A 26373-nucleotide genomic window follows, 5' to 3' on the forward strand; every position below is an offset into this window, starting at 1 on the left:
CATGATGCGCTCCTATACCAAGCCCCTGGATCCCCTCAAGCCCCACGTCCCCACCCGGTTCCCCGAGCGCCCCAGGCGCGCCAGGACGCCGTGGGCCCTCGGCGCCCTCATGGTCCTCTTGCTGGTCTGGGCCTTCGCCGGGGTGCAGTTCAACCTCAAGGAGCTCGTCGAGGGCACGCCCAAGATGGTGGAGTGGGTCCAGCAGAGCCTGCCGCCCGACCTCTCGACCATCACCGACCCCGGGCGCTACGCCCTGCCGAGCGAGGTCACGCCCGCGCAGCTCCTGGCGCCCTCGGTCCTGACGCCCGAGCAGGCCGAGATCAAGGACCGCTGGTGGGCCAACACCTTCCCCCAGACGGTGCTCGGGGCGACCATCCAGACCATCCAGATGGCCTTCGCGGGGACCTTCCTGGCGGTGCTCTTCGCCTTCCCCCTCTGCTTCCTGGCGGCGCGCAACACCAGCCCGCACCCCTACGTCTATCACGCGGTCAAGCTCGCCGTGAACTTCCTGCGGACCATCCCCGACTTCGCCGTCGGCCTGGTGCTCATCACGGCCATCGGCCTGGGGCCCTTCACCGGCACCATGGCCCTGGCCTTCCACACGGCGACGGTGCTGATCAAGCTCTTCGCCGAGGAGGTGGAGAACATCGACGGCGGCGTGGTGGAGGCGATCCAGGCCACCGGGGCGCGCTACGTGCAGGTGCTCGCCTTCGCGGTGGTGCCCCAGGTGATGCCCGGCTTCATCTCGTCGGTGCTCTACCGCTTCGAGACCAACATCCGCGCGGCCGCGGTGCTGGGCCTCATCGGCGCGGGCGGCATCGGCTTCATCATGAAGAGCGACTTCAGCCTCTTCCAGTACCCGCAGGCGGCGACCACGGTCCTGGTCCTGATCGTGCTGGTCATGCTGGTGGACTACACCTCGGCGCGCCTGCGCAAGATCGTGATCTAGCTTGAAGCCGGCTCCTTTAGCTCGCTCGGTTCTCTGGCTCGTCCCCGTCACGCTGATCGCCTTCTTCGCGACCGCCGTGCTGTGGGGGATCGTGGGCCCCCTCTTCATCCCCGCCCTGCGGGGCAACGAGCGGCTCATCTCCCTGACCGGCTTCTTCCCGATCGAGCTGGTCGGGGTGCTGGGGCCCGCGCTGCTTGCATGCAAGCTGGGCAAGGTCGATCTCCGGGGGGCCTTCCCCTTTCGCCCGGTGGCGTGGTGGCGCGTCTTGCTCGTCGTGGGGGCCACCTTCGGGCTCGCGCTCGTCATCACCTACATGCAGGGCTGGTTCGCCCAGGCGACTGGCCTGCCGTACCCCGAGGACGTCACCGACCTGATCCGGGCCCACACGCCCGCTCAGTGGGTGTTCATGCTGGTGGCCGTGGCCTTCGTGCCCGCCTTCGCCGAGGAGATGGTCACGCGGGGCTACATCCAGTCGGCCCTGGTGCCGCGGCTGGGCCTCGGCTGGGGGATCCTGCTGACGGCTGGGATCTTCGCCCTCATGCACTTCCTGCCCGCGGGCATCCCGACCTACGTGATCCTCGGCATCTGGCTGTCGTGGGTGCGGCATCGCACGGGCTCGATGGTGGGCACCGTCGCCGCCCACGCCACCAACAATACCCTTGCGCTCTTGCAGGCGAACCTGGTCCCCGAGGCCTACTGGGCGGCGAACATCGCCTGGGTGCTACCGGTGGGCGTGCTGGTGTTCGGGGGCCTAGGGTACCTGGCCTTAAGGAACTTGGATTAGATCCCCCCACCCCTCCCCCGCCCCCGGTGGGGCGGGGCTGGGGGTGGGGGGATACAAGCAAGTTCCTCCGACTCAGCCGCGGGCGCTATTGTTCGGCCTGCGGCTGGATCGCGGGCTTCGGGAAGGGCAGGGTCGCGCTGTCCTTGGCCACGGCGATGACCAGGAGCGGCACCTCGGCCGGGATCATCAGCGCCTGCACCATGTGCGTCCCCATCTTGCGCGGGGCCGGGGTGTTGTCCATGGCCGCGACCATGTGCTCGCGGATCGCGGCATGGTACTTGGCGGGGATGCCCGACTGCACCAGGAAGCTGTCCAGCAGCTCGCGCTCCGCCTTGAGCACCTCCGGGTCGCCGACCACGGGGATCGCGAAGATCTCGCTTTCGATCTTGCCGCCCTTCACCACCAGCATGACCTGGCATGCCTTCTTGTAGGTGCTGGTGGCGCGGTAGGTGACGCCGCTCAGCGCCTTGTTCTTGAGCGTGAAGGGCTCCAGGAAGGCGACCTGGCCGCCGGTCACCATGGGGCCCGCCTCGAAGTTCTCCACCGTGTCTCCGACGCGGGCGTCGGCCCCGCCCGCACCCAGCAGTCCCAGCGTCAACGCGAGTGCCGCCAAGATTCCCCGATGTCGCCATGCCATGAGCCACCTCCCCGTATGAGGGTGAGCCTCCTGCTCCCGGAGGAGCGTGGCGCTTATGGTAGTGCAGGCCGTTCGCGCGCGCATCGCATGCTCTATCGCTGCGGTATACTGGGATCACCCGTCGGCGCGACCATCCACAAAGGAGATCTCGTTGCCCCGCCTTATCCGTCTAGCCGTGGCCCTGGCCCTCCTGGCGGCGCTCGCGACCGCCTGCGCCCCCGGGTTCCGCATCATGGATCGCTCGCGTGACGCCTCCTTCCCCGGCTCGCGCGGCGATGCCGCGCGCTACGAGGCGCAGCGCGCCGAGTGGACCCGGACCGAGGCCCTGGGGGTGCGCAGCGAGGCGACGGTGACCATGCTCGATCCGTCGCTCGGGGCCCACTGGCTCGCGGCGCAGGCCGGCAAGGAGGGGCGCGAGGTCGCGGACGCCTTCGATCAGGGGCTGTGGGAGGGCCTGTACGGGCCGCGCGGCGATCGCCTCCCCTTCGAGGTCTCCTGGCGCTTCGACAAGCTCTATCAGCCGCAGCGCGTCACCAACCCGAAGGTGGGCTGGACCTTCACCCTCCTGGACGACCACGGCCGCTCTTGGGGGCCCCTCTTCCTGGGCGACGTCCAGCAGGGCTTCGACGCGGACGCCTGGACCGGCTCGTTCCGGGTCTGGTTCCCCACCAAGGACACGCTCAAGGGGCCTCTCTTCGATGGCCGGACCCGCTCGCTCACCCTGAGGATCGGCGGAGCACCCGGCGTGGCTGATTTCGTCTGGAAGTTCCGGCCCGAGGTCGGGGCCCCGGCCGAGGACTGAGCCGTGGCACGCCCTCCCCTCCTCGTCCTGGCCGGAGCGACGGCCAGCGGCAAGAGCCGGCTTGCGCTCGCGCTGGCCGAGGCCTTCGACGGGGTGATCGTCGCCGCCGACAGCCGCACCGTCTACCGCGACTTCGACATCGGGACGGCCAAGCCGACCGCCGAGGAGCGCGCGCGGGTGCCGCACCGCCTGATCGACGTGGCGGATCCGACCGACACCTACACCGTGGCGCGCTACAAGGCGGCGGCGATCGAGGCGATCGCCGAGGTCCACGCCGCGGGCAAGCTCCCCATGCTGGTGGGCGGCACGGGCTTCTACATCCGGGGCCTGATAGGCGGCCTGGTCATCCCCGAGGTGCCCCCCCAGCCCGAGCTGCGCGCCGAATTCGAGGCCCTCGTGGATCCGCACGCCCGCCTTGCCGAGGTGGACCCCGTCACGGCGGCGCGGCTGCACCCCAACGATCGGATGCGGGTCATCCGCGCCCTGGAGGTGCACGCGGTGCTGGGCAGGCCGCTATCTGAGGCCGCGACCAAGGCTCAGTCGCCCTACGACGCGCTGTACCTGGCGCTCGGGATGGAACGCGAGCGCCTCTACGACAGGATCAACCAGCGCACCCACCAGATGATGGAGCAGGGGCTGGTCGAGGAGGTCGAATACCTGGTGGGGCGCTACGGGGCCGACCTGCCGCTCTTGCAGACCCTGGGCTACGCCGAGACCCTGGACCTGCTTTCGGGGCGTGCGACCAGGGACGAGGCGATCGCGGCCATCCAGCAGCACACCCGGAACTACGCCAAGCGCCAGCTCACATGGTTCCGCCGCGAGGAGGGGGTGCGCTGGCTCGACGGGGACCGGCCGGAAGGCCTGTTTGACGAGGCGGCGGGACGGGTCGAGGAGTGGCGGGCGTCATGATTCCTTTCACCAAGATGCAGGGGGCGGGCAACGACTTCATCGTGATCGATTGCCTGGATGCGTTCGGCGTCCTCGACTTCGGGGCGATCGCCCCGGCCCTGTGCGATCGCCACTTCGGGGTCGGCGCGGACGGCCTCTTGCTCGTTCTGCCCTCCGAGGTGGCCGACTTCCGGATGCGGGTCATCAACGCGGACGGCAGCGAGCCCGAGATGTGCGGCAACGGGCTGCGCTGCTTCGCGCGCTACCTGCACGACGCGGGCCTGAGCGACGCGCTCACGCTTCGCATCGAGACGGGGGCGGGCGTCCTGAAAGCCGAGGTGCTCGAGACCGGCGTGCGGCTCGACATGGGCGCCCCGCGCATGGCCGAGCGCCTGTTGGAGCCCCTGGTGGCGGGGGATGCCTCCTTCGAGGCCACCGCCGTCTCCATGGGCAATCCCCACTGCGTCGTCTTCGTCGAGGACCTGGATGCCTTCGACTTCGAGAAGTACGGCCCTCTGGTCGAGGCGCATCCCGCCTTTCCGCGGCGCACCAACGCCGAGTTCGCCCAGGTGCTCGCTCCCGACCGCATCCGGCTCAAGGTCTACGAGCGAGGGGTCGGTCCCACGCTCGCTTGCGGCACCGGCGCCTGCGCGACCCTGGTGGCGGCGGCCATGAGCGGCCGCACCGGGCGCGAGGCCCGCATCGACTTGCCCGGCGGGACCCTCTCGATCCGCTGGGACGAGGACGGTCGCATCCTCATGACGGGCCCGGCCCGGGTCGTCTTCACCGGGGCCGTCGATCCGCTGCGCCTGAGGCGGTGAGCCTGCGTCTCTACCAGCGATACCCAACCGCCAGTCCCTGGAAATTCCTGAGGGCGTTCGAGAACTGCGGAGTCCCCGAGCCCAGTTCGAGCGGGACCGCCAGAGCCTCGTAACCGATGTACAGCTGGCCATTGCTGGGCAGCTTGAGGCCGATCCCCAGACCAACTATCGGAAGGGCAAGTCCCCCCACCGAGATACCCACCCCCCGGGATGTCGCGCCGATCAGATGATTCTGCGCACCGTAGCCTTGCAGGCTGCAGGATTTCAGGTGGTCGCCGATCAAGGGCAAGGTGCCGAGCTGGAGGGAGCCTGCGAGGCCCGCCTCGATCCCCCCGTACGTGTCCTCCTGGCCGCCTTCGTAGTAGGCCCAATTCTGCCGATAGCCAAAAAGGCCGCGAAGGTTGACGGGATCCGAATCGAACAGCGGGAGCGGCGCCCTGATCGCGGCCTGCAGGATCTGCATGGCGCCCGCACGGCCCGAGCGGCCGGTGGTCGGGAGGTAGTCGACCTGGAGGATCCCGTCCTCGGCGACGGTCTGGAACATTCCGATTTCACCGGGAATCGACTGGAAGTACAGGCCCGTCTGAGGGATGGCGAACGCCGGGGCCGAGAAGGCGGTAAGTGCCGTGATGGCCAGGGCCAAATAAGATGCGCGGTACATGGGTTCTTCTCCTAGGGCTTGATGGCCTCGATCTCGATGAAGGTTCGAACGTTATTGGTGGCATCGTAGGTGTCGATCTTGAGAGGCATCCCATCGCTCGACGAATAGAAGATCTGTCCGAAGATGTCCTTGCTCTCGCTGAAGGAGAACACCTGGATGGCTTTACCCTGGTAGATGCCATTCCGGATGAACTTCGCTCGCTGGCTCAGGCTGTCGCCGGCCAGGAGCAGGCCTGCCATCAACTTGGGCTCTCGGGCGAAGGCCGAGAATCCGAGTTGCCTGAGGTCGGTGAAGCTCTGCTTTTCGGCGCTCTCACCGGGCCGTTCAAGGACCGTCGCCGTTTGAGCGGCGAGATCCACCTCGATGGAGGTCGTGGCGATCGATGGCGAAGCCTGCGAGCCGTTGAAGGTCTCAAAAAACAAGCGCCACTTCCCGCTCGCAGCCGAGATGGTCCCGGGCAACCGCTGTGCTGCGGGCTGCCCGGGAACAGGCGCGATGATCCGAAGGGATCCTTTGAAGGTGCTCGGCAAGGCCATCGCGGGCATGGCCGTCAGCATGAGTAGCGCTGGAACGATGCTTTGGATAGGGATTCGCATTGGTTCTCTTGCTAATTCTTATTATAGGTTACCCAAGAAACCTCATCCAGGGTTTGGGCATAGTCGACGTCGTCACTGAGGGGGTTCTTTGCCGATCCGCGCTGCAACTGGTACGTGGTTCCGGCAGAGAGGCTGAAGAGGGATCGCAAGCTTCCAGGCAGGACAGGCACGTCGAGGCTTTCAGTGCTCTCTCCCAGCGAGATGACTTCCCAAAGCCAGGCTCCGCCTGCAGCAGGAAGTGCAGAAAAGTCTGCGGTGTAGGCATTTGCCCCAGCCACGCCCTGATCGATGAGTGCCCTGAACGTGACGTCAAAGGTTTCGTCGCCTGGGCGATACTTGCTCGAGATAGGCGTCTCCAGCAATGCCATCACATGGTTTCCCGGAAGTAGCCCGGACTTGCTAGAGCCCGCGATCATTGGTCGATTCGCCGTGTTTTTGAGCGCCGATCCCGTCACCGTATAATGAGCCCCGGCGATGCCGAAGGCGGAAGCCGGCGGTAAGTCGAAGGGTTCATGCGTGGAAAGTCCGGTAATGTCCCCGATCATGACCTTGTTGGGGTGGGCGGGGGTGTCACCGGGCCAGGTGAGGAAGTAGCTCGCCCGACTCAGAACGCTCCCGTCCGTCTTCAGGAGGGGTACATCCGTTTGGTACGTTTCGTAATCGGGAGACTGCGTCAAGGTCACGTCGAGTGACGAGGAGACGGAAGCTTGCTTCGAACCGACGGCTTGTCCATCCCACCCATACGCGAGGATGGTCGCGTCCCCCACGGGAACGGTCAGCTTGATGCTACCGGTGCCCGCCTCCGAGAGGTTGACCGAGCCAAGGTGCTTTGCGATCGCATACGTGTAGCCGACCGGCTTGACGGCGACAGAAACGATCGTCGAGGAAAGCCCTGCCGGGGCAGATAGCTGGACGGTCATGGACTCCGTCGCTTCAGGTGTTGGAGTGGTCTTGGGTGGAATCCTCAACATTCCCCCCTGATAGCCATGGACCGTGAGGTTGACATAGCCGGTCTTCAAAACGGTGACCGATGGCGCTTTGACGAGTGCGCTGCGCGTGGCCGTGAAGGAGCCGTCCATGCCCGTCAATGCCTGGGTCTTGTTATCCAGGACCACGAACGCTGCTGAAACAGGTTGGCCCGTCGTGACGTTATAGACCACCCCCGAGACGGTTATTTCCTGAGCGCCCGAGGATGGCGTTGGGCTGCTGTAGCTGCTTGGATAGACGGGATACTGCTTCGAAGTGGGGCAGCCAGCAAGCAGCATGGCAGCGACTACAGCGAACAGGCTTTTGCGTTGCAAATTCTTGGTCATGTTCACGTCCTTTACTCGCCTGCATTCCAGGTCTTGACTGCCCGTCCGAGGTGATTCCAACTTTCCTGGCGGCGGTTCACGGAAAAGATGGCGGTCGCCAGACTGGCGACGCCCAGGCCGGCGCCTGCGTAGAAGAGCGGGTTGGAGGTCGGGCTCTGGCTGGAGTTCGACAAGGAGATGCTCAGGGGGATGGCGGCCAGCACAGCCAGGCCATAGCCCCAGGCCAGGTAGTTGTTTTGCTGTGTAGCGGTCTCATCGGCTAGCTTCAGCTCGGCAGACGCTTTGTCGGAGCTTGAAAGCAGTCCGGTCAGGTTGGTGTGGGGGTGGTTGTCGGCGGCGAAGAGGTAGTGTGTCCGGATGGCGCCCCAGAGAGAGTCGTCGCCGGTAATCCGCCACGTTTGACCATCCATCGCGCCGCCCACGAGCCGAACGTGGTCGGAGATCTTGTTGGACTTGGGGTCGATCGGAAGAACGATGGGATTGAGGCCAAAGAAGGATGAGCGTTGAACGAAGAGGAGCTTCGAGCGCTGCGAGGTTGTCGAGGCTTCGCTTTCGGCTGCAAGCGCAGGAGCGGTATTGATGAGCGATAACGCGATCGAGAGCGATAAGGCGGATGCTTTTTTCATTTCTATTTCCATTCCTGATTAATCCGACGTTGTTGACTGCATCGTAGTGGCCTGTTGTGCTGACTCGTTTTGGGAACTGCGTCCCACTGCTCATCGCATTCTCGATAACCGAAGACATTACACCTCAGTTCTGCATTTTCGCTCAAGGGGTCGAATTCCTCTGGTTTTTCAGCACCCTGTTAAAGGACTCAAACCTTATCGAGAGGGCCAATTTTATCCCTGTAGAACAGCCTTGTCCTCTCGTCAGTTGCAGGCTCGATTCCGCAGTAGTACTCAGAGACACCTACGCTGTTCGCAAGCATGCTTGAGCCAGCTGCAAGTCTCTTGACAGCGTCTTGCCTATCACCTGCGTCGATGTTGGCGCTGCCAAATACGACAGCCACTTCGTTCGATCCTTCGAAGCGTAAGATTCGGACCAGCGGACTACGAATTGGAACGCCACCAATCGTGGCAAAGGCAGCTCGTAGAAAAATGGATGCCGGCGCCGCCTCCTTCTTAAGAAGTGGCATTAGATCATTATTGATCTGGGTCTGACCAATGATTCCAAATTCGCTAGGGGAAATTTCGAGGATGTCCACCCCCTGCAGCAGGTCATATACCAACCTGTCAACGGCACCATCGGAAACGCCCTCGAAGATTAGTTCAATAAGGCCGTCCATAATCAGTCCAAGAACCCTTTAAATGAGCCATTCATATTGAGCCGAGCTCCTCGCCCATCTGGGAGTCGTTTCTCCAGGAACGAGAGGCCATTGTTATAGGTCTGACCTGTCTCGGAACTGCAAAGATGATGAGCGATTAGAGCTGATAGTGGATGCGGTGCAAGGTGGGGTTTAAGCGGGAGACATAGGCTCACGGCGCCAACCAGGCTTCGGCATGTCTCCGAGACAACTCACCCAGCATGGGCGCGATACGTGGCCACAAGCCTTCTTTATGAGCCGCCTCAGCTGTGATAGCCTCGATCAGGCCCGTCGCAACAGCCGTAACCAAACCGATGTCACCGCTACCCATCGCTTCCTCAACCAAACGGAACACACGCTGATTTACATCTGCACCCACGACATCAAAGTCTTCGGCAATTTGATGTCCAAGTGCAGCAAACAAGATCGTGACAGGTGGCTCGTCTGGCCTCCAGTACTCCATAGTCTCTCGCAAGCTGACTTGCAAACCTTCGGATAGTGAAACGAGCGAATCAACGAACTCCTGACAACTTACTTCCATTAGCGCCCTCTCAGTGCATTCCTCATGTCTCGGATGATGTTCTCGGCTGCAGCTCGATCACTGGGCCTGGCTGTAGGATTGTTGGCCAGCCACCTTTCGAGCGACCGATGGTGCTTTCCGGCAAGAACAGCCATTACCAGACTGGACACGCCAGGGCCTGCGCCGGTGTAGAAGAGCGGGTTGGAGGTGAGGTTGCGGAATACGCCGCTACGTGGTTTCACATTTTCCTTGTAGCCAGTGCCAAGGAACTTCTCTCCAGCTATTAGCAGCTCAGTCGCTTAAAATCCCCCTGAACGCTTACTACTCACTCGCGGCGCTTTTCAGCAACACTAAGTTTCTTAATCTCTGCTGGGCTTAAACGCTCTCTAATACTGGAGTACAGATCGGCCGCTTTTGAGTAATCTCTTTGTCGAAACGCCTCATCTGCCTGTGGCCGCAATTGTCCAGCTAGAACATCAAGAGCGTATTCTTCAGACCATGACTTCCGCTCGCCTTCGAGTAAGGAGAAGTATTGCGGATCGCTATCAAGAGCCGAGCAGCCATAGCGTTTCATTAATACGATTAGTACTTCGAGACCGGCGACTACTCCTTCCGGTGTAGTTGCTGCTGCATAGTGAAATTGCTTAGCAGTGTCCGGGTCCATGTGCCGAATGATTTCGGAAATCGCGTATCGAGTTCCGAACGCAGTAACACCTGCCCCTATCTCATACGATTGCCGCCCGTGATAAACGTCCACTTCAACACAGCCTTTTCGGTAACGTACAAGCGTTGGCAAAATTTCGACTTCGGAAAATCCAAGTTCGCAGAGAAATGCAAAGGCTTTCCTGGTTTCCTCTGCAAAGTTGATATAATCGCGATCCGATGTATCCATAATGTTAACCATCTCCATCATTGCGCGGGAGGATTCCATTTGTTGGTCTTCGGATCGAACCTCCAACCGCGATTTCGTTCAGCATTGAGGAACTGATCTGCTGTTTCACCTGGGGAAGAATCACGAACTGGCTTTCCTCTTGCTATTTCCTGACGAAGCACTCCTGAGTTTTGTTTCCAGTTTACTTTAGGGTTTCACCTTCCTTTTGTATGTGTTGTTTAGTAAGTTTGTGCTAATTGTCTTTATTTTTAAATATTTTAGATACTAAGTCTAGTGATTTTGATTCTTCAAATGATATGTAGCCAGATTTAAATAAATCTCCAGTCATAAGTTTTCTGACAGGTTCCCAGTTTTTGTTCAAATATTTCGCCAGGTTATTTACATTTTTTGAGTCATCTGTTTCTGGGATGTACGATGAATCGACAAACTCAAGTATGTAGTCAAGATTATGCCATTCATTTTCTGATTTTCCGATTTCTACAAAAATCTGTCCCCTGTCTTTGATTATTCTCAAATTGAATTCCGGAGAATTTAGCAAAATAAGCGAGTTCCCGAACAATTTTGTATCAACGGAAGATTCTTTGATACTGAAGTTTCTTTCTTTGGCGATTAATAAAAATTCCGGAGCAATAGATTCGATTAAAGAAGACATAATTAATTCCCTCTCACCAAGCGAGATCCGTCTGCATTAGGCTTATATCCCTTTCCAGAAAGATATTCCAACTCTCTGGCGAAATAGGATCCTGGTTTTACCTTATTTAGTGGAGTTGCGAGAAGAATGTCATCTCCTCTTGAAATCATTCGATCGAGGAACTTTTGGTTTGCTGTCCATTGCTCTGCCTTTGACATCCTATTCCATACATCTGCAGGAATTTCGAATGCGCGAGCACCGATGTTTTCAGCAAGCTCCATATATTCTGGATAATGGCCTAGAACTGTCTTACCTGCCTGAGAGGCGGCTGACTTGAGTGCGCTAAAGCCAAATCGTTCGGCAACTTGCGAACCAACTGCTGCAACACCTGCTCCGGCTGCTTCAAATACTGAGCCAGGGGTTAGGGCTAATGCCGTACTCAGCAAGGATTCATCGTCTTGGACAAGCGAACTCAATGCAAGTCCAACATTGCCTGCGGCTCGTTCCACCAAATTTCCACTAAGCGACTTTTGAGCCCAGTAATCTTGGGCCCGATGGGCGTACTCCTCCCCAGCATAGGCGACCTTATTGCCATGCTTCTCCCACATCTTGCGTTCGGTGATCAGCGCCTCATTCTGTTGGTAGCTATTGGCAAACTGACCCGCTATCTTGGCATAGCCAAGGTACTCATTTGTCTTGTCCAAGCCAGGGATCTCGACGCCGAAAGAATTCGAGATGGTGGAAAGGCCGCCCGTAACTGCTGACAAAGAGTTTGCCGTATCGAAGCTAACGAGCGAGGTCAGGTTGCCGACGTTGAGTGCCCCCAAGCCCCCAGCCCCGCTTGCAACGGAGCTGATGGCATTGTAGACGTTGACGCCCTTTTCGACCCACTCAAGCGCCCCGCCCAACTGAGGGCTGATCGAGCTGGCAGCATCCTTTACGATTCCCGTCGCAAGGCTCACGCCTTGCCCAACGATGTAGTTCGTCGCTGCGGACTGGGCAATAGACAACAGCGCTGGTGCTGCGGCGGGGAAGAGCGCGCTGGCTCCAATCACGGCAACCACCCCAGCTCCGACAGCCAGCGCTTTCCAAGGATCGGACTTCACCGCATCGATAGCGCCACCGACCATGCTGCTCACGCCGTTGAGCGCCCCGCCAATGCGTTCGGTCACCTTATCGAAGAAGTTGTTGCTTGACTGAGGCTTCCACTCCGCCTGGAACCCCCAGGCGTCGATGAGGGTCGCCGGGTTGTTGTTCACGTAAGCGTAGCGGTGCAGGCTCATGGGATCCGCTGGGGTGCCGCGGTAACTATCCTGATTCATGAACCGACCGGTCGCCGGGTCGTACCAGCGGCTGCCGAAGTAGTAGAGCCCTGCTTCGGTGTCGTACGACTTGGCGGTCAATAGCTGCGTGTTGTACGGGTCCAGAAGACCCGCCTGCGGCGTACCGAAGACGTCCTGCCGGTAGCGAAGGATCCGGCTGCCCTGGTGATCGGTCATACCGGTCACGCTGCCGAGGGCGTCGTGCAGGTAGTAGAGGTGGTTGCCCTTGGTCTGGAGCTTGAAGGCCTGATCCAGCCGGCCGTGGTTGCCGAACATGCGGCGGGTGACGGCCTCGCCGTTCCCAGAGTAGTACTCCGCAAGTGGCGCCCCGGTCTCCGTGAACTCGCCCAGCAGCGTGTTTCCGGCGTAGGAGTAGCGGGTGCTCAGCTGCCGCTGGGGTTGCTCGACGTCTGGGCGATCGCCCTGGATCAGGCGCCCCATGGGGTCGTAGGTGTACTTGAGCTGGCCGCCGTCCGCATAGCGCACGCCCGCGAGCTGGTTCAGGGCATCGTACTGGTAGCGGACCGAGCTGCCTTCCGTCGTTTCGGCCACCCGGTTGCCGTTCCCATCGTACTCGTAGGTGGTTTCCCCGACGCGCTTGAGCTGGTTGGCGTCGTCGTACGAATAGGCGAGCGTACCCGTCTGAGTGGTTTCCGTCAGGCGGTTCCCGACCTGGTCGTAGGTGTAGCGGACCGAGCTGACCGGATCGAACCAGTAGGCAGGCGCCTCTACGTTCGTCTGGTTCTTGCCGTTCGAGGAGCCACGCTTCGCGTTCTTGCTCTTGGCCTTGCCGAGCTTCTCCTTTTGGGGCTTGCCGTGCTCGCCCTTGTCCTTGTCGGCCTGCTTGCCGTTGCCATTCCCTTGGCCATTGCCAGAGTTGCCATTCCCCTGGCCATTGCCAGAGTTGCCATTCCCCTGGCCATTACCAGAGTTGCCATTCCCCTGGCCATTACCAGAGTTCCCGTTGCCAGGGTTATTGTCGTCTGGCTTCCCGTTGCCGTTTCCATTTCCGGACGAGTCTTGCCCGTTACTATTGCCGTTCCCGTTGCCGGATGAACTCTGGCCGTTGCCATTGCCGTTACCGTTGCCTTGGCCGGAATTGCCGTTGGCGGCGATTGAGCGCACGGACAGGATGGTGAACTTGCTGCTTCCGAGCCCCGAGTCCTTGATGGAGAGGAGCTTAGGGCCCTTCTCCTTCTCGTCTTCAGCGCTCGAGGCCTGCTGGCCGTTCCCCTTCGCGCCGTTGCCCTGCTGGGCCGAGGCCAGGGTGAAGTCCCGGTCCGCCAGGATCGCCTGGACGGGGTAGGTGACATCTTCTAGCCGGGAAAGGGCGTCGTAGCGGTACTGGGTCAAAGAGCCGTCGAGCTCTCTGGTCTGGGTGCGGTTGCCGACGCGGTCGTACTCGTAGGCGAAGCCCTGGAGCCCTTGACCACCGCGCCCGTAGTGGGTAAGCGACTTGGTCTGGTTGGCAGGATCGTAGACGTAGGCGCTTCGGTTCCCGGAAGGGTACTCCATTCCGGTGAGGCGCCCACCACGGTCGTACTGGTACGACGTTCGATTCCCCTCGGGATCGATCATCGCGCGCATCTGGTTCAGATCGTCGTAGTCGTAGCGAACCGTGCGGCCCTGCGGGGTCGTGAGGGCCGTCATGCGATCCACGGCGTCGTAGGCGAAGCGCGTCGTCTTGGCCCAGGTGACGTTGCTCTCTTCCGTGAGGCGGTCGAGATCGTCGAAGCGGCGCTGGACGTTCGCATGACGGTTCTGGTAGCCCGTCATGTTCCCCACCTCGTCGTAAGTGAACGAGGCGAGGTCGTCGGGAGTCTGGACTTTCGAGACCCGGCCCAGCTTGTCGTACTGGTAATCGGTCCAGGCGCCGTTACCGTCACGCTTCTTGTCGAGATTGCCGACCGAGTCGTAGACGTACTGGCTCATCCGCTGGAGCGGATCGCGCTCCCAGTCGAGACGGTTCAGCTCGTCGTAGTGGAAGGCCCACTGCTTTCCGCGGGCGTCCTGTAGGGCCGTCATGTTCCCGATGGGATCGTACTGGTAGCGGGTCTGGTTCCCCAGGGCGTCCGTGACCCGTGTCAGGCGGCTGAGCTCGTCGTAGGCGTACTGGGTGCTCTGGCCCTGCGCATCCGTCTTGCGCGTGAGGCGGTCCAGGCGATCGTAGAAGAAGTCCGTCGAGTAGCCGTTGCCGTTCATGCGACGGATCGGGCGGCCCATCTTGTCGTAATTGACGCTCACCTGGTTGCCGTTGGCGTCACGTACGAGCGTGACTTGAGCCAAGGCGTTGTAGCGATACTCGGTCGTGCGTCCCAGAGGCTCGTAGACGAAGCGCAGGCGATCCGCTGCGTCGTACGCGTTACGCGTGGTCACCCCCAGGGCATTGGTGACGCGATCCAGGTTGCCCATCCGGTCGTACGCAAGCTGGGTGGTCTTGCCCATGGGTTGCGAGACGGCCGTGACCCGGTTCAGGGCATCGTACTGGTAGCGGGTGGTTCGGTTCTTGGCATCGATCGAGGCCGTCAGGTTCCCGAACGCGTCGTACTGCATCCGGGTCCGGCCTTGGAGGGCGTCGATGACCTCCTCGGGGAGGTTGAGGTCGTTGTAGGAGATGGTCGTCGTCGCGCCGTCCGCCAGGCGTCGCGTGCTCGTCATGTTGCCGAGCTCGTCGTAGGCGAAGAGGGTCGCGCGCAGCAGCGGGTCCGTGACCTTGGTCAGGCGGTTGTTGGCGTCGTAGGCATAGGTGGTCGAGCGACCATTGGCATCCGTGCGCCTGAGGAGATTGCCTGCCGGGTCGTACTGGAACTCCATGCGCTGTTGCAAGGGAGCATTGACCCGGACCGGGCGGCCCAACCGATCGTAGAAGATGGATGTCGCCTGGCCGTTGGCATCGGTGATCGACGTCATGCGACCGGCAGGGTCGTAGCCGTAGGAGGTCTTCGCTCCCTTCGAGAGTTCCGAAACCTCGCTGAGGCGGTTGAGTGAGTCGTAGACGTAGTCTGTCTCGGCCCCACTCGGCGAGATCTTCTCGAGCAGGTTGCCGGCGTTGTCGTAGCGTAGCTGGGTGACCCGCCCCTCGGGGGCGGAGATGCGCGAGACGCGCCCTGCGGCATCGTAGGAATAGTCCGTGACGCCGCCGTTGACCTTACGGATGCTCTTCAACTCGCCGCTCGGCCAGTAGTCGAACTCGGTCGGGTTGCCGAGCGCATCGACCACCGTCTTGATGCGGCCCAGGGCATCCTGCTGGAAGCTCTGGCGGCGGCCGTCGGGGGCCGTGATCTCGGTGAGGCGCCCGAGCGCATCGTACGCGTAGCGGGTGGTCTTGCGCGTGTCGGTGACCGTGAGGATCTGGCCCGCGGCGTTGTAGGTGAATTGCTGGGTCTGGCCCTTGGGGCGCTCGATCTGCAGCAGGGTGCCGTCGGCGCCATAGCGGTAGTGGGTCGGTCCTTCGGGTGCGGGAGGGACGACGTCCGTGATCTGCCCGACGGCGTTGACCACGAACTGGGTGGAGAACTGCCGGGGATTGGTGATGCGCTTGATGGCCCCGATCCAGTGGTACTCGATGGCGCTGGCCTGCCCTTCGGGGTCGGTCACCAGCGAGACACGATTCAGCGGGTCGTAGGCGTAGCGGGTGATCTCGCCCAGTTCGTTGGCCATCTGGGTGACGTTGCCCGCCGCGTCGTAGGTGAAGGCCTTGGCGCGCTGGGTCGGATCGACGATCCGGGTCACCCGGCCGTTTCCGTCTCGCTCGAACTGCGTGAGGTGGCCGTTACCGTCGGTGACCTTCCAGAGTTGCCCGAGCGAATTGTAGGAATAGCGCGTCTCAGCCCCGGCGTTGTCGCGGGTGTAGACCAGCTGGTTCTTCTTGTCGTAGCCCATCTGCGTGACGCGGCCGCCCGGGGCGGTGATCCGGGTGACGTTGCCATTGGCGTCCGCCTCGAACAGGGTGATTTGTCCGAGCTGATCGGTGTAGGTATGCAGGTGGCCCCGGGCGTCGTACTCGTAGCGGCGCGTCCCGGTGGGATCGGTCACGCCGGTGACCTGTCCCAGCGCGTCGTAGGCGTAGGTCGTCCAGCCGCCGATGGGGGTGTCGACGTGCGTGAGCAGGCCAAAGGCGTTGTGCTCGGTCGTCGTCCGGTGCTGGCCCGGGTCCACGACCGCCTGGGTCTGGCCGTGGTCGTCCACGGTGTAGGCGACCGTGCGCCCGGCTGGGTCGCGGATGCTCCTGACGTTCCCCTGAGCATCCAGCGTGATGGTGGTGACGCCGCTCGGGTCCTTGACCTCGTAGGGCTGGGAGAACTGGGGATCGTACTTGATGGTGGTTTCCTGGCCCGAGGCGTCCACCTTGCGGGTCATGTTGCCACGGTCGTCGTACCCGTAGGTCAGCACGATCTGGCGATCGCCCCGGCTGAAGCTCTCCCTGACCTTGCGGTGATTCTCGTACGCGTAGTCGAAGACCGTCCCGCTGGGGTCCTTCTGGCGGACGATGTCCCCGTTGTTGATGTCATACTCCGTCCGGAAGGTTCGGCCATCCACCTCGTGGGCCGTCTGGACGGTCTTGCCGGGGGAGTAGACGAACTCCGTGCGGCCTCCCTCGGGGTCGGTCGCCTGGATGACCTTGCCCTGAGCGTCGTAGGCGAAGCGCCACATCTGCTCGGGATCGCGATCGCTGTGCCCGGTCATCATGTGGCCCGCGTAGGTGTACACCTGGTGGGCCGAGCCCGGGTGGATCACCTCGACGAGGTTGTCGCCCTCGTAGCGATAGGAAAAGGTACGACCGGCCGGATCAACCATGGTGGCGATCCGATCCCCCTGGTAGGTGAACCGGAGGTGCCGGCTGGACGGATCGGTGACTTGTGTGAGCTTGCCGCTGGTGTATGCCAGCTCGAAGCGGTTGCCGTTGCGGTCCGCGAAGCCCTGCAGGCGGCCGGCATCAATGGGCTGGGTCGTGCCGAACGGCTCGATCCCCGGCTCGTAGAAGAACTTGCGCTCCGTCGCGATCCGCTTGAGGCCGCCGGAGAAGTCGAAGGTGGCTCCTTCCTTGTCACGGACCTGGTACGAACCGTCCGCGAGCTGGCTGAGGCTCAGGCCCGTGCCAGGAGGCGCACGGTAGCCGTTGCCGGCTGGCATGAAGATGGTGCTCTGACCGTGATCGTTGTAGTAGGCGATCGCGTTGTCCGGGAAGCGGAAGAGGTACTGGTTGTAGGTGTGGGTCCAGCCGTGGCCGAGGGGCATGAAGCCGCGGTTAGAGTCGTCCGGCTTGAAACTGCTGTTGTAGGAGCGCAGGAAGTCCGTGCGCATCCCGCGGCCCTTGAGCTGCAGGTCGTAGTGGTCGTGATAGTTGGCCCCTGAGACCACGTCGACCGGATCGACCTGGAAGGTCGAGGAGAAGAGGGCGGGCGGCTTGGTGGTGGCGTTTGGCTCGCTCGAGGGATTGGTTGGGTCGTTCGAGGTCGTGAAGGTGTTCTTGATGATCCCCTGCTCGACGCCGTCCGCGTAGACGTCGAGCACGAGCTGCTTGGCGAGTTCAGCGCTTTCGCCGCCAGCGTTGACGGCCTGGATCACCTGCTCCAATACCGTTTCGGGTAACTGCAGGAGGCCAGCCTTGAGGTTCGCGGCTTCTTTCGGATCCTTCGGCTTTAGGCCGGTAACGGCTCCGGTCGTCTGCTGATCTTTCCAGATATTTGCGCGATCGGCATCGATCGCCTTGGCGATATCCGAATCGCTGCGATCGTAGGCCGCAAAGGCGCCAACGCAGGCGTAGTCCGCGATCGGGTCGTGCTCGTCCGGATTGACGGCGGCGTCCGCTCCGCTCAGAAAGCCGATGCCAGCCTCACCGTGTTGATCGGGCGCATAGGGCCGATAAAATTTCAGCTTGGAGAACTTGGGCTCCCCCCGCAAGCCGGCGAACGGCGTGGAGAACGCAATCGTGGCACCCCCGAAATCTGTCAGGGGGTAGTCCGAAGGCCCGTGAAACGCCCCCGTGGGAAAGGGCTGCACTTCGACCCAGAAGCCATTGATCCTTGTAGGGCGGCCTCGGCGGAAACTGTTGTCAGGGAGCTTGGCGACTTCTTCTCGCAGCTTGTTGACGAGATGGGGGTTGGTTTCCCAGTAATAAATCGATTCCTTTCGCTTGATGATGGAATCGAAAGCATAGGTTTTTATGTGGTTCAACGATGATTCATAGTTTGAAAAAGCCCAATAAGGATGCTGCTTCAGAGTCAGCTTGATGCCGCTGTAGAACCACTTCGGCCAGCCAAAGTTCCCGTAGCCCGATCCGGTGAAGCTGTCGCCGCTGTGCCAGTCCTTCCATTCGTTTTTGTAGCCTGAGAACCAGCCCTTATCGGCCTGCTCGATGAAGATCGAGCGACGATCGCGGTTCTCTCCCAGGAGGCGCGGATATTGTCCGTTGGAATCGTTCAGGAAATCTGCGACGAATAAGCGAAACCCACTCGATTCCTCGTGTTCGCTGAAGTACGAGTTGTGATATTCGACGTCCTTCGGATCCCTGCCATCGTCGTTAACAAGCGGCAAGGTCAACGTGTGCGGCGAGCGTTGGGCAGGTGCCTTTCCCTTTGTTTTCCAGCCAAAGGTCGTGACATATTCATACTCGTTGTTGCCATCACGCGGAGGCGTGCCGTCGGGCTCGAAGAAGGTCGTCCCCGATCTGAAGACGAAATTGCTCGTGGTTTTGTCGACGGCTTGATGCTCATAGTTGTGATGCGCCCTTGCCAGGGGCGTGGTGGCGGGGCTCAACCTGGCCCACTTCGTCAGTACGTCTTGCAGCCCTGCCGTCAGGTGCCACAGTTGATGCTTGAATTCGCCCAGCGGGCCAGGCAGGTTCAGCCTGTCCAGCCGGGAGTGGAGGATCATGCCGTAGTCGGGTGACGGGCTCGGGACGAAGGGAAGGGATGCAGGTCCTTCGGCTCTTGGCGGCAGGCTGTAGAGGACCATCAGCATGGCCAGGGTCGCCGAAATGAGGCGCGTGCCCGGCATCGAACGGCGCATGTGCGGTTACCCCCTACTGATCGCCCAGGATGTGCGGCGTGATGAAGATGACGAGCTCGGTCTTGACCCGATCCTTTTGCCGGCTACGGAAAAGCGTGCCCAGGACCGGCAGATCCGAGAGGTAAGGCAAGCCGCTGAGCAGCTCGATGTCCCGCTCCTGAAGCAAGCCCCCGATGACGATGGTCTGGCCCGCGGCCACTCGGATCGAGGCCTGGGATTCACGGGTGCTGAGCTGGGGGTAGCCTTGCGGAGTCGTGCCGGTGATGGTGCTCACGTTGGTCTGGAGCTTGGAGGTGACGAAGCGCACCTCGTTGACCCGAGGGGTGATCCGCAGCTCGACGCCGGCCAGGAAGTCCTCCTTGATCTGGAAGACTTGAGTGCCCGAAACCTGGGTGACGAAGTACGGGATGCGCTCACCCGTGACGATCTTCGACTCTTCGCCTTCGAGCGCGGCCACCCGCGGGCTGGCGAGAATCTTCGCCTGCCCTGAATTCTGCAGCGCGTTCAGCGTCAGCTGCATGTTTACCCCGGTCCGCACGAAGGGCTGCATGGGGATGGGCTGGGTGCCGAAGCCCCCGTTGTCCGGGGCCTTCTCCTGGAAGTTCGCGCTGAGCGACGGGCTGAAGGAGAAGCCCAGATTCCGCGCGGTAGCCTGGTTGATCTCGACGACCTGCGCTTCCAGGAGGACCTGGCGGCTCGGGCGATCGAGGGCCTGAATGGTGCTCTCGAGACCGGAATAATCCCCCGTGCTGTTGTCGATCACGAGATTGTTACGGGCCTCGTCCCCGGAAATTCGTCCGTTCCCCTGGGGCAGCATGGTGGCGAGCACGTTCGCGATGTCCCGGGCGTTGGCGTATTCCAGGTGCCGCACCACGATGCCCTTGGGAAGCTCGGCGAGCACCGAGACGGGAGTCCGATCGAAGCGGATGACGGCGCGCTTGGTGTCCGGCGAGAGGACGGAGTGAGGGCGGTAGGAGCCCTTCAGGACGATCTGGAGGCGAGTCTCTTGCGGGGAGCCGTTCGCAGCTGGCAGAACTTCCTGCTGCATTCGCTCGATCGGGCCAACCGGCTCCTTCAAGACGTTGAAGCCCTTCCGTGGCGTCGCATTGAAGAGGCGAACCGTGAGGGACGGCGGAGTTTGAGAGAGGCGCTCTTCGAGCTGAAAGTGCAACGCGCCATCCCCTTGGATCACCAGGGCATTCTGCTCGTCGTCGAATCGTACATCGAGCAGCCCGGCCTTCCCGTTGACCGAGAAGACCTCCGAGGGGTTCAGGGCGAAGGCGGGCTGAGCGAACAGCAAGCAGGCAAGCAAGAGCAATAGGAGGTGATGCACGCAGATAACCTTTTTTGGGATGATGAAACGATGATTTTTATGTGGCGAACGTGAAGAGCATACCCTTGCTTGTTATTAGGTGATGCGTATCTTGCTAGTCTCAATTAAAAATAAAATGTACGTGAAATATATATTTTTTTCATAAGTCTCCGAACTTGATGCGAGGTCAGAGGCATCCCAAACGCCCGATTTTCCATTATGATGACAAGGGAGCGTCCGTTTTTCGGGGTGCTCCGTGCCCTCGCACCCTTCCGTCCCCCGGAGCGCCAGTGATCGTCACCGTCACCCCCAACGCCGCAATCGACCGCACGGCCGTCGTGTCGGGCTTCAAGCTCAACGCCGTCAACGAGGTCAAGAACATGCCGGCGTTGCCCGGCGGCAAGGGCATCAACGTGGCACGGGTCCTCAAGGCGTTCGGCGCGCCGGTGGTGGCGACCGGCTTCATCGGGGGCGAGACGGGCAAGACCATCAAGATGGGCCTGGAGCGCAGCGGCGTCGGCACCGACTTCGCCATCGTCATGGGCGAGTCGCGCACCTGCCTCAAGATCGTCGATCCCCAGCGCCTGATGGTGACCGAGCTCAACGAGCTGGGCCCCGAGATCACCGCCCAGGAAGTCACCAAGCTCACGGCCATCCTCAACAAGTGGAGCCAGAAGGCCTCGAACGTCGTCTTCTCGGGAAGCCTGCCGCCCGGCGCTCCGCAAGACTCGTACCGCAAGTGGGTCGAGGCCTTCCAGCGCACCGGCGGAAGGGCCTTCGTGGACGCGCGGGGCGCGGTGCTCCGCCACGCCCTGGAGGGCCGGCCCTACCTGGTCAAGCCCAACCAGCAGGAGGCCGAGGAGCTGGTCGGCTACTCGCTCGACTCCGAGACCCGGATCTCCCAGGCGGTCGAGACCTTCATGACCAAGGCTCAGATCGCGCTCATCACCCTGGGCGAGCGCGGGGCGGCGGTGGGCTTCGAGGGCGAGCGCTGGCGCGCCTACGCCCCGCCCATCAAGGGGGCGAATCCCATCGGCAGCGGGGATGCCTTTCTCGCGGGCTTCATCGTGGGCCTCACGCGCCAGCTTCCCATCAAGGACTGCCTGCGCCTGGCCACCGCGACCGGCGCGGCCAACGCCCAGGCCCCGGGAGCCGGCGTCATCCGGCTCGAGCAGGTGGACCGCCTCAGCGGCCAGGTCCGCGTCGAGGCCCTGCGCCGCTAGGTCTTTTCCACTCTATCTGAACAGGCTCACGATCCCGTCGACGATGGCGCCGCCCGCCGCGCTGACCTGGTCTGCGATCTCGTCGGCGCCCTTGCCGATGAGCTTGATGCCGTTGGAGAAGTTGGAGGCCACGATCCGGGGCAGGTCCTCGATCCCCGGCTCTTCCTCCGAGGTCGCGGTGGTCTTGGCGCCGGTGATGGCGCGGATCCCCTTCGAGAGGGTGTTGATCAAGAGGCCCGGGATGGGCAGGATGGGGGATCCGACCGCCTGGATGATGCCCTTGGGCAGGTTTCCGAGCCCCACCGTGACGCTGGCCCCGGCCCCGCCGCCGACGCCCGCAGCCGCCTTGGCCCCGGCGCCCAGCGTGATGGCCCCGTCCCTGACGACGAGCGTGCCGTCGAGACCGGCCCCGACCCCGGCGAGCGCCTCGGCCGAGCCGCTCGCGCCCACCTGGATGAGCCCGAGGATCGAGGCGAAGCCCTTGGCCTGGGTCCTGCCCCAGGCGCCCGAGACGGCCTCGGCCGCGGCGCCGATCCCGAAGGAGGGCAGCCCGAACTGGTCGATCCCCACGTGGACCCGGCTCTGGGCCTTGGTCCTGGTCCCGGTGACGGCCTCGGTTTCGAGGGCGGCCCCCACGAGCTTCGCGTCCTTGACGGCGAGCTCGCCCGCGACTTCGCCGCGGACCCGGGCGTAGGCCTCGGCGACGGCCCCGGCCTGGGCGTCGAAGGAGGTGGGGGTGGCGACCAGCGACGCGGCCCCTTCGGCGCGGGCCCTGAGCTCGGCGTCCACGCTCACCGAGCCGGTGGCCGTGGCGCTAGGACCGAGCTGGGCCTGGCCCACGGCGGCCGCGCGGATGCGGGCGGCCGCCTCGGCCAGAAGGGCGCCCTGGGCTGCGACCAGCTGAGGGGCGATCACCACCATGCCGTCGGCCGAGGCCTGGGCGACGCCCTCGGCCTCGATCCCGCCGGCGCCGCGCAGGGTGAGCGCGCCGATGGAGGCCTCGAGCGCGGCCTGCGCGCTGTAGCGGGCGGCGGCGGCGGCCTCGGCCTGGACGCGCGCGCCCGAGAGCGCTGGGGTGTCCACCACCTTCAGGGTGGCCTGCGCGCGGGCCGCCCCGTCGAAGCGGTAGGAGTCGCCTTCGCGGTGCGCGCGGGCCTCGTGCTGGACGGTGCGGGTCTCGACGGCAGGCCCGGTCGGGACCCCCCCGGCGGCCGTCGCGAGCGCATGCAGCCGCCGGAGGCGCTCCGCGTGAGCGGCGCCTCCGGCGGGGTGATGCATGCCAGCCTGTAATCCGCTCATGGGCTCTCCTCGTCGCGGCGATGATCCTGTTATCGGGCCTTTCCTCCCGAGGTTCGGTAAAGAGGCCGATAAGCCTGGTTAAAGCATGGGAGCAAGGCGGGGACCGTCGCGGCGGTGCTATCATGGCGCCATGAGCACCAGACCGCCCGTGGCCTTCGATCCGGCCCCCTTCGAGCCCCATCCCCTCTTCCGCCATGCGCACCTGCAGACGGTCGTCGGGGAGGTGGTGCCGCGCGACTTCGCCCGGCACCACGCCCCCTGGCTCGCGTCGGCCCGCACCGAGCAGTTCACCCTGGCGGACGGCGACAGGCTGCAGGCCGTCCTGCACCTTCACCCCGACGATCCCGCTCGCCTGCGGCCGGTGGTGCTTCACCTCCACGGCCTGGAGGGCAGCGCCGAGGCGTCCTACCAGAAGGGCATCAGCACCAAGGCCTACGCCGCGGGCTTCCACTCGGTCCGCCTCAACTTCCGCAACTGCGGGGACACGGAGCACCTGGCGCGCGCCCTCTATCACGGCCGATCCACCGACGACGTGCTCGCCGTGCTCGCGGCCCTCAGGGAGGAGTGGGGCTTCTCGACGCTCTACGCCACGGGGGCCTCGCTCGGGGCCAACCTCCTGCTGCGCCTCCTGGCTGACGCCGGCCAGGCGCCTCCGCCCGGCCTCGCCGGCGTGGTCGCCGTCTCGCCGCCCGTCGACATGGCCATGACGGCCGCCGCGCTGGATCGGGGCTTCAACCGGGGTTACACGGCCTACTTCCTCGGCTTGCTCAAGCGCAAGATGCGCCGCAAGCAGCGCCTGAGCCCCGGGGGCGAGGGGCTGTCCGAGCTCGTGCGCGAGCTGGGGCGGGTGCATACGCTGCGGGCCTTCGACGAGCTGGTGACCGCGCCGCTCTCGGGCTACCCCGACGCGGCGACCTACTACGCCCACGCGAGCTCGGGCGACGACCTGCACCGCGTCCGGGTGCCGACCCTCCTCATCCACGCCCAGGACGATCCCTTCCTGCCCTACGCCATGTACGGCCCCAGGATGGAGGCGATCGCCGCCAACCCTTACCTCGTGTCCGTCTTCCCGGATCACGGGGGGCACGTGGGCTTCCTGATGCCCAAGGGGCGGCCCGGGCGCCGGCCATGGATGGACGAGTGGTGGGCCGAGAACGAGGCGATCGCCTACCTCCAGGCCCTGCACGAGGCCCGCTGAACGAAAAGAAGGAGGGCGCCCCGTCGATCGGGGCGCCCTCCTTCTTTGCTCGAAAGTCCTAGTACTTCGGGACGACCACGAAGCGGCTGGCCTTGAGGCTGAAGTTGAGGTAGTAGGTCGTGACCGCGCCGTCGGGACGAACGGCGGTCATCTCCTTGGTCTTGACGTTCCAGCGGACCACGTTGGACTGGTAGCCCTTGGCGAAGCTGGTGGTGTCGAAGTAGAACTCGAGCTCGCCGCGCTTGCCGGCGGCCAGGTCGGTGGCCTGCTGGAGGTACTGGGCGGCCGAGGTGACCTTGGGGGTGAACTCGTGGCCGTGCTTGAGGAAGTGGGTCTCGAGGTTCTGCTCGGCGCTCAGGTTGGCCGCGGGGCGCGAGGCGAAGGTGCCGTTGGGAACCGTGTTGCGGCTCTTGGAGATGATCTCCAGCTGCGCATCGGTCAGCTTCACGCCGAGGTCGGCGACGGCCTTGACGAACTCTGCCTTGGTCTTGGGCGCAACGGCGAGCGCTTTGGTCGTCTGCGAGTTGGACGAGCCGACGATGCCGGTGCCGGAGAGACCGCAGCCGCTCAGCGACAGGAGCATCGTGGTCAGGGCGATCGCGGAGAACAGCTGCTTCTTCATGGGATACCTCAAGTGGGGAAGGGTGCCACGATCCTTATCCCCCCCATCGGATCCGATCTTGCTAATGATCGCTAATGTTTTTGTTAAGAAGCGGTAATGAAGTTCATTCCGGCGGGATCATCGTCTCGATTGCCTGATACCGCCGAACGATCTTGGGCGGAACGAACGTTGAGCGCGCGGGCCCCGGGTGATTCCATGGAGCCGCCGTTCGGCACCCTTGTGTTCACCCCCTCGCGCCCCTGCGCCAGGGAAGGAGGCAGGCCGATGGCCTTCAGGCCTCTGGATGCGTTGCTCTGGGGCGCGGCGATCGCCCTTTTCCTCTACGGGATCGCCTTCTTCGGCCTCGCGACGGGGCGCCTCGGCGTGGAAGCCTCCTTCGGCTGCGGCGTCGTCGCCTTCCTCCTCGGCGTCTCTTCGCTGGTCGCCTTCCTCTGGGCGATGCTGCTCGATTGCCTCGGGCGCCCCTTCCAGGAGGGTGAAAGCCGGCGGCTGCTGTACGCCGCCTTGATCGTGGGCCTGGTGCCCGCGGGTGCCGTGCTGTACTACTTCCGGGTCGTGCGCCCCGGAGCGCGTTCGTGAGCGCCCGGCGCGGCCTCCTCCTGGCCTTGTCGGTCCTGCTGGGCTTCGGTCTCGGCGGGGTCTCGGGCTACGTGCTGGGCGAGCTCAGGCGCCCGTCGGCGCCCGTGGTGCTGGCGCCCCCTGCCCCCGCGAGCATCCCGAGCGCCGGCGAGCAGACGATCCTCGTGATGGCGAGCGACGCCAAGGGGGACAGCGGCCGGGACTCGCTGCGCGGCAACACCGACTCGATGCTTTTGGTCCACCTGGAGCCCGCGACCCGGCGCGTGAGCGTGCTCGCCATCCCGCGCGACACCCGGACGGCGATCGAGGGCCACGGCACCTTCAAGGTCAACGCCGCCAACGCCTACGGGGGCCCGGAGCTCGCCATGCGCACCGTCTCGCGGCTGGTGGGGGTGCCGATCGATCGCTATTTGCTCGTGAGCCTGCACGGGGTGCGCGCGGCGGTCGACGCCATCGGCGGGCTCGAGGTGACGGTGCCCAAGCGCATGCGCTACCGCGATCGCGCGGGGGGGCTGACGATCGATCTCCAGCCGGGCCGCCAGCACCTCTCGGGCCGCCAGGTCGAGGCCTTCCTGCGCTTCCGGCACGACGAGGAGGGCGACATCGGGCGGATCCAGCGCCATCAGGCCTTCATGACCGAGGTCGCAAGCCAGGTCTTTTCGCCGCAGCGCTTCTTCCAGCTCCCTGCGCTGTGGGTGGCCGTGCGCGAGCACGTCGAGACGGATCTCTCGAGCGCCGAGGCGCTGCGTATCGCCTACACGCTGCGAGGCCTGGACGTGCCCAGGGGCCTCGAGCTGGAGGTCCTGCCCGGCCATGAGGACCGCAGCCGCGGCCCGTGGTACTGGGAGGCCGACACGGCGGCGATCGAGCCCTTCCTCGCACGCAGCTTCCGCAAGCAGCCCCCCTCCGACTAAGCAGGTCGGTGTGAAACTAGTCGTTCGCTTGATACCCCGCCCCCGGGTGGGGCGGGGCTAGGGGTGGGGGGATCTAAACGTTCCTAGTCCCTCACG

22 protein-coding genes are annotated in these 26373 nt (G+C 63.5%); 9 read left to right on the forward strand and 13 right to left on the reverse strand.

The genetic code is table 11. The features are described 5' to 3' along the window. The first annotated feature begins 4 nt into the window (after positions 1–4). The gene (gene phnE / locus V6D00_01560; protein HEY9897842.1) at positions 5–949 is read left to right on the forward strand and encodes a phosphonate ABC transporter, permease protein PhnE; all 945 of its coding nucleotides are present in this window, start codon (positions 5–7) and stop codon (positions 947–949) included. A gap of 1 nt (position 950) precedes the next feature. Further along, entirely contained in the window at positions 951–1733 is a 783-nt protein-coding gene (locus V6D00_01565; protein HEY9897843.1) for a type II CAAX endopeptidase family protein, read from the forward strand. A gap of 85 nt (positions 1734–1818) precedes the next feature. Here V6D00_01565 and V6D00_01570 read toward each other — a convergent pair whose 3' ends face one another. Further along, a complete protein-coding gene (locus tag V6D00_01570; GenBank protein HEY9897844.1) occupies positions 1819–2370 on the reverse strand; it encodes a hypothetical protein in 552 nt (183 codons plus the stop codon). Between the two features lie 151 nt (positions 2371–2521). Here V6D00_01570 and V6D00_01575 point away from each other — a divergent pair, with 151 nt between their 5' ends. The 3 genes from V6D00_01575 to dapF are packed head-to-tail and all read left to right on the forward strand — an operon-like array spanning position 2522 to position 4881. Then, complete coding sequence (locus tag V6D00_01575) at positions 2522–3172, forward strand: hypothetical protein (GenBank protein ID HEY9897845.1); 651 nt, start codon at positions 2522–2524, stop codon at positions 3170–3172. 3 nt (positions 3173–3175) lie between these two features. Continuing rightward, positions 3176–4081, forward strand: coding sequence for a tRNA (adenosine(37)-N6)-dimethylallyltransferase MiaA (gene miaA / locus V6D00_01580; GenBank protein HEY9897846.1), 906 nt, complete (start codon positions 3176–3178; stop codon positions 4079–4081). Next, the gene (dapF, locus tag V6D00_01585) at positions 4078–4881 is read left to right on the forward strand and encodes a diaminopimelate epimerase (protein ID HEY9897847.1); all 804 of its coding nucleotides are present in this window, start codon (positions 4078–4080) and stop codon (positions 4879–4881) included. The genes miaA and dapF overlap by 4 nt, the downstream gene beginning before the upstream one ends. A gap of 10 nt (positions 4882–4891) precedes the next feature. Here the strand turns inward: dapF and V6D00_01590 are convergent, their stop codons facing one another. From V6D00_01590 to V6D00_01635, 10 genes are all read right to left on the reverse strand, one after another. After that, positions 4892–5542, reverse strand: a complete 651-nt coding sequence (locus V6D00_01590; protein HEY9897848.1) for a hypothetical protein — start codon at positions 5540–5542, stop codon at positions 4892–4894. An 11-nt stretch (positions 5543–5553) separates the two neighbouring features. After that, positions 5554–5964, reverse strand: a complete 411-nt coding sequence (locus V6D00_01595; protein ID HEY9897849.1) for a hypothetical protein — start codon at positions 5962–5964, stop codon at positions 5554–5556. A 185-nt stretch (positions 5965–6149) separates the two neighbouring features. Further along, positions 6150–7451 (reverse strand): hypothetical protein, encoded by a 1302-nt coding sequence (locus tag V6D00_01600; protein ID HEY9897850.1) that lies wholly within the window; start codon positions 7449–7451, stop codon positions 6150–6152. Between the two features lie 11 nt (positions 7452–7462). After that, positions 7463–8077, reverse strand: a complete 615-nt coding sequence (locus tag V6D00_01605) for a hypothetical protein (GenBank protein ID HEY9897851.1) — start codon at positions 8075–8077, stop codon at positions 7463–7465. 188 nt (positions 8078–8265) lie between these two features. Then, on the reverse strand, positions 8266–8736 hold the full coding sequence (locus tag V6D00_01610; protein HEY9897852.1) for a hypothetical protein: 471 nt from the start codon (positions 8734–8736) through the stop codon (positions 8266–8268). 190 nt (positions 8737–8926) lie between these two features. After that, positions 8927–9178, reverse strand: a complete 252-nt coding sequence (locus V6D00_01615; GenBank protein HEY9897853.1) for a hypothetical protein — start codon at positions 9176–9178, stop codon at positions 8927–8929. Between the two features lie 421 nt (positions 9179–9599). Continuing rightward, positions 9600–10205, reverse strand: a complete 606-nt coding sequence (locus V6D00_01620; GenBank protein HEY9897854.1) for a hypothetical protein — start codon at positions 10203–10205, stop codon at positions 9600–9602. A gap of 193 nt (positions 10206–10398) precedes the next feature. Next, the gene (locus V6D00_01625; GenBank protein ID HEY9897855.1) at positions 10399–10818 is read right to left on the reverse strand and encodes a hypothetical protein; all 420 of its coding nucleotides are present in this window, start codon (positions 10816–10818) and stop codon (positions 10399–10401) included. A gap of 2 nt (positions 10819–10820) precedes the next feature. After that, a complete protein-coding gene (locus tag V6D00_01630; GenBank protein ID HEY9897856.1) occupies positions 10821–19130 on the reverse strand; it encodes an RHS repeat-associated core domain-containing protein in 8310 nt (2769 codons plus the stop codon). A gap of 13 nt (positions 19131–19143) precedes the next feature. Then, a complete protein-coding gene (locus tag V6D00_01635) occupies positions 19144–20463 on the reverse strand; it encodes a secretin N-terminal domain-containing protein (GenBank protein HEY9897857.1) in 1320 nt (439 codons plus the stop codon). 269 nt (positions 20464–20732) lie between these two features. On the opposite strand from V6D00_01635, the gene V6D00_01640 reads away from it, so the two are divergent. Continuing rightward, positions 20733–21665 carry a 1-phosphofructokinase family hexose kinase gene (locus V6D00_01640; protein HEY9897858.1) on the forward strand — a complete coding sequence of 311 codons (933 nt, stop codon included), beginning with the start codon at positions 20733–20735 and terminating at the stop codon, positions 21663–21665. A 12-nt stretch (positions 21666–21677) separates the two neighbouring features. Here V6D00_01640 and V6D00_01645 read toward each other — a convergent pair whose 3' ends face one another. Beyond that, a complete protein-coding gene (locus V6D00_01645) occupies positions 21678–22964 on the reverse strand; it encodes a hypothetical protein (protein ID HEY9897859.1) in 1287 nt (428 codons plus the stop codon). Positions 22965–23094: 130 nt separating this feature from the next. Here V6D00_01645 and V6D00_01650 point away from each other — a divergent pair, with 130 nt between their 5' ends. Next, positions 23095–24162, forward strand: a complete 1068-nt coding sequence (locus V6D00_01650; protein HEY9897860.1) for an alpha/beta fold hydrolase — start codon at positions 23095–23097, stop codon at positions 24160–24162. A 58-nt stretch (positions 24163–24220) separates the two neighbouring features. Here V6D00_01650 and V6D00_01655 read toward each other — a convergent pair whose 3' ends face one another. Next, positions 24221–24784, reverse strand: coding sequence for a hypothetical protein (locus V6D00_01655; GenBank protein HEY9897861.1), 564 nt, complete (start codon positions 24782–24784; stop codon positions 24221–24223). Positions 24785–25048: 264 nt separating this feature from the next. On the opposite strand from V6D00_01655, the gene V6D00_01660 reads away from it, so the two are divergent. Both V6D00_01660 and V6D00_01665 read left to right on the forward strand, forming a co-directional pair. Further along, positions 25049–25363 (forward strand): hypothetical protein, encoded by a 315-nt coding sequence (locus V6D00_01660; GenBank protein HEY9897862.1) that lies wholly within the window; start codon positions 25049–25051, stop codon positions 25361–25363. After that, positions 25360–26277, forward strand: a complete 918-nt coding sequence (locus tag V6D00_01665) for an LCP family protein (protein HEY9897863.1) — start codon at positions 25360–25362, stop codon at positions 26275–26277. The genes V6D00_01660 and V6D00_01665 overlap by 4 nt, the downstream gene beginning before the upstream one ends. Positions 26278–26373: the final 96 nt, after the last annotated feature.

Origin of the sequence: Pantanalinema sp. (genome assembly GCA_036704125.1) — a bacterium.
Classification (GTDB): Bacteria; Cyanobacteriota; Sericytochromatia; order S15B-MN24; family UBA4093; genus JAGIBK01.

Excerpts from the sequence above, each read along its gene's own strand:
- phnE (HEY9897842.1), top strand. The coding sequence starts at position 5 with ATGCGCTCCTATACCAAGCCCCTGGATCCCCTCAAGCCCCACGTCCCC.
- V6D00_01570 (HEY9897844.1), bottom strand. The coding sequence starts at position 2,370 with ATGGCATGGCGACATCGGGGAATCTTGGCGGCACTCGCGTTGACGCTG.
- dapF (HEY9897847.1), top strand. The coding sequence starts at position 4,078 with ATGATTCCTTTCACCAAGATGCAGGGGGCGGGCAACGACTTCATCGTG.
- V6D00_01590 (HEY9897848.1), bottom strand. The coding sequence starts at position 5,542 with ATGTACCGCGCATCTTATTTGGCCCTGGCCATCACGGCACTTACCGCC.
- V6D00_01600 (HEY9897850.1), bottom strand. The coding sequence starts at position 7,451 with ATGACCAAGAATTTGCAACGCAAAAGCCTGTTCGCTGTAGTCGCTGCC.
- V6D00_01605 (HEY9897851.1), bottom strand. The coding sequence starts at position 8,077 with ATGAAAAAAGCATCCGCCTTATCGCTCTCGATCGCGTTATCGCTCATC.
- V6D00_01610 (HEY9897852.1), bottom strand. The coding sequence starts at position 8,736 with ATGGACGGCCTTATTGAACTAATCTTCGAGGGCGTTTCCGATGGTGCC.
- V6D00_01620 (HEY9897854.1), bottom strand. The coding sequence starts at position 10,205 with ATGGAATCCTCCCGCGCAATGATGGAGATGGTTAACATTATGGATACA.
- V6D00_01625 (HEY9897855.1), bottom strand. The coding sequence starts at position 10,818 with ATGTCTTCTTTAATCGAATCTATTGCTCCGGAATTTTTATTAATCGCC.
- V6D00_01630 (HEY9897856.1), bottom strand. The coding sequence starts at position 19,130 with ATGCGCCGTTCGATGCCGGGCACGCGCCTCATTTCGGCGACCCTGGCC.
- V6D00_01645 (HEY9897859.1), bottom strand. The coding sequence starts at position 22,964 with ATGAGCGGATTACAGGCTGGCATGCATCACCCCGCCGGAGGCGCCGCT.
- V6D00_01650 (HEY9897860.1), top strand. The coding sequence starts at position 23,095 with ATGAGCACCAGACCGCCCGTGGCCTTCGATCCGGCCCCCTTCGAGCCC.
- V6D00_01655 (HEY9897861.1), bottom strand. The coding sequence starts at position 24,784 with ATGAAGAAGCAGCTGTTCTCCGCGATCGCCCTGACCACGATGCTCCTG.
- V6D00_01660 (HEY9897862.1), top strand. The coding sequence starts at position 25,049 with ATGGCCTTCAGGCCTCTGGATGCGTTGCTCTGGGGCGCGGCGATCGCC.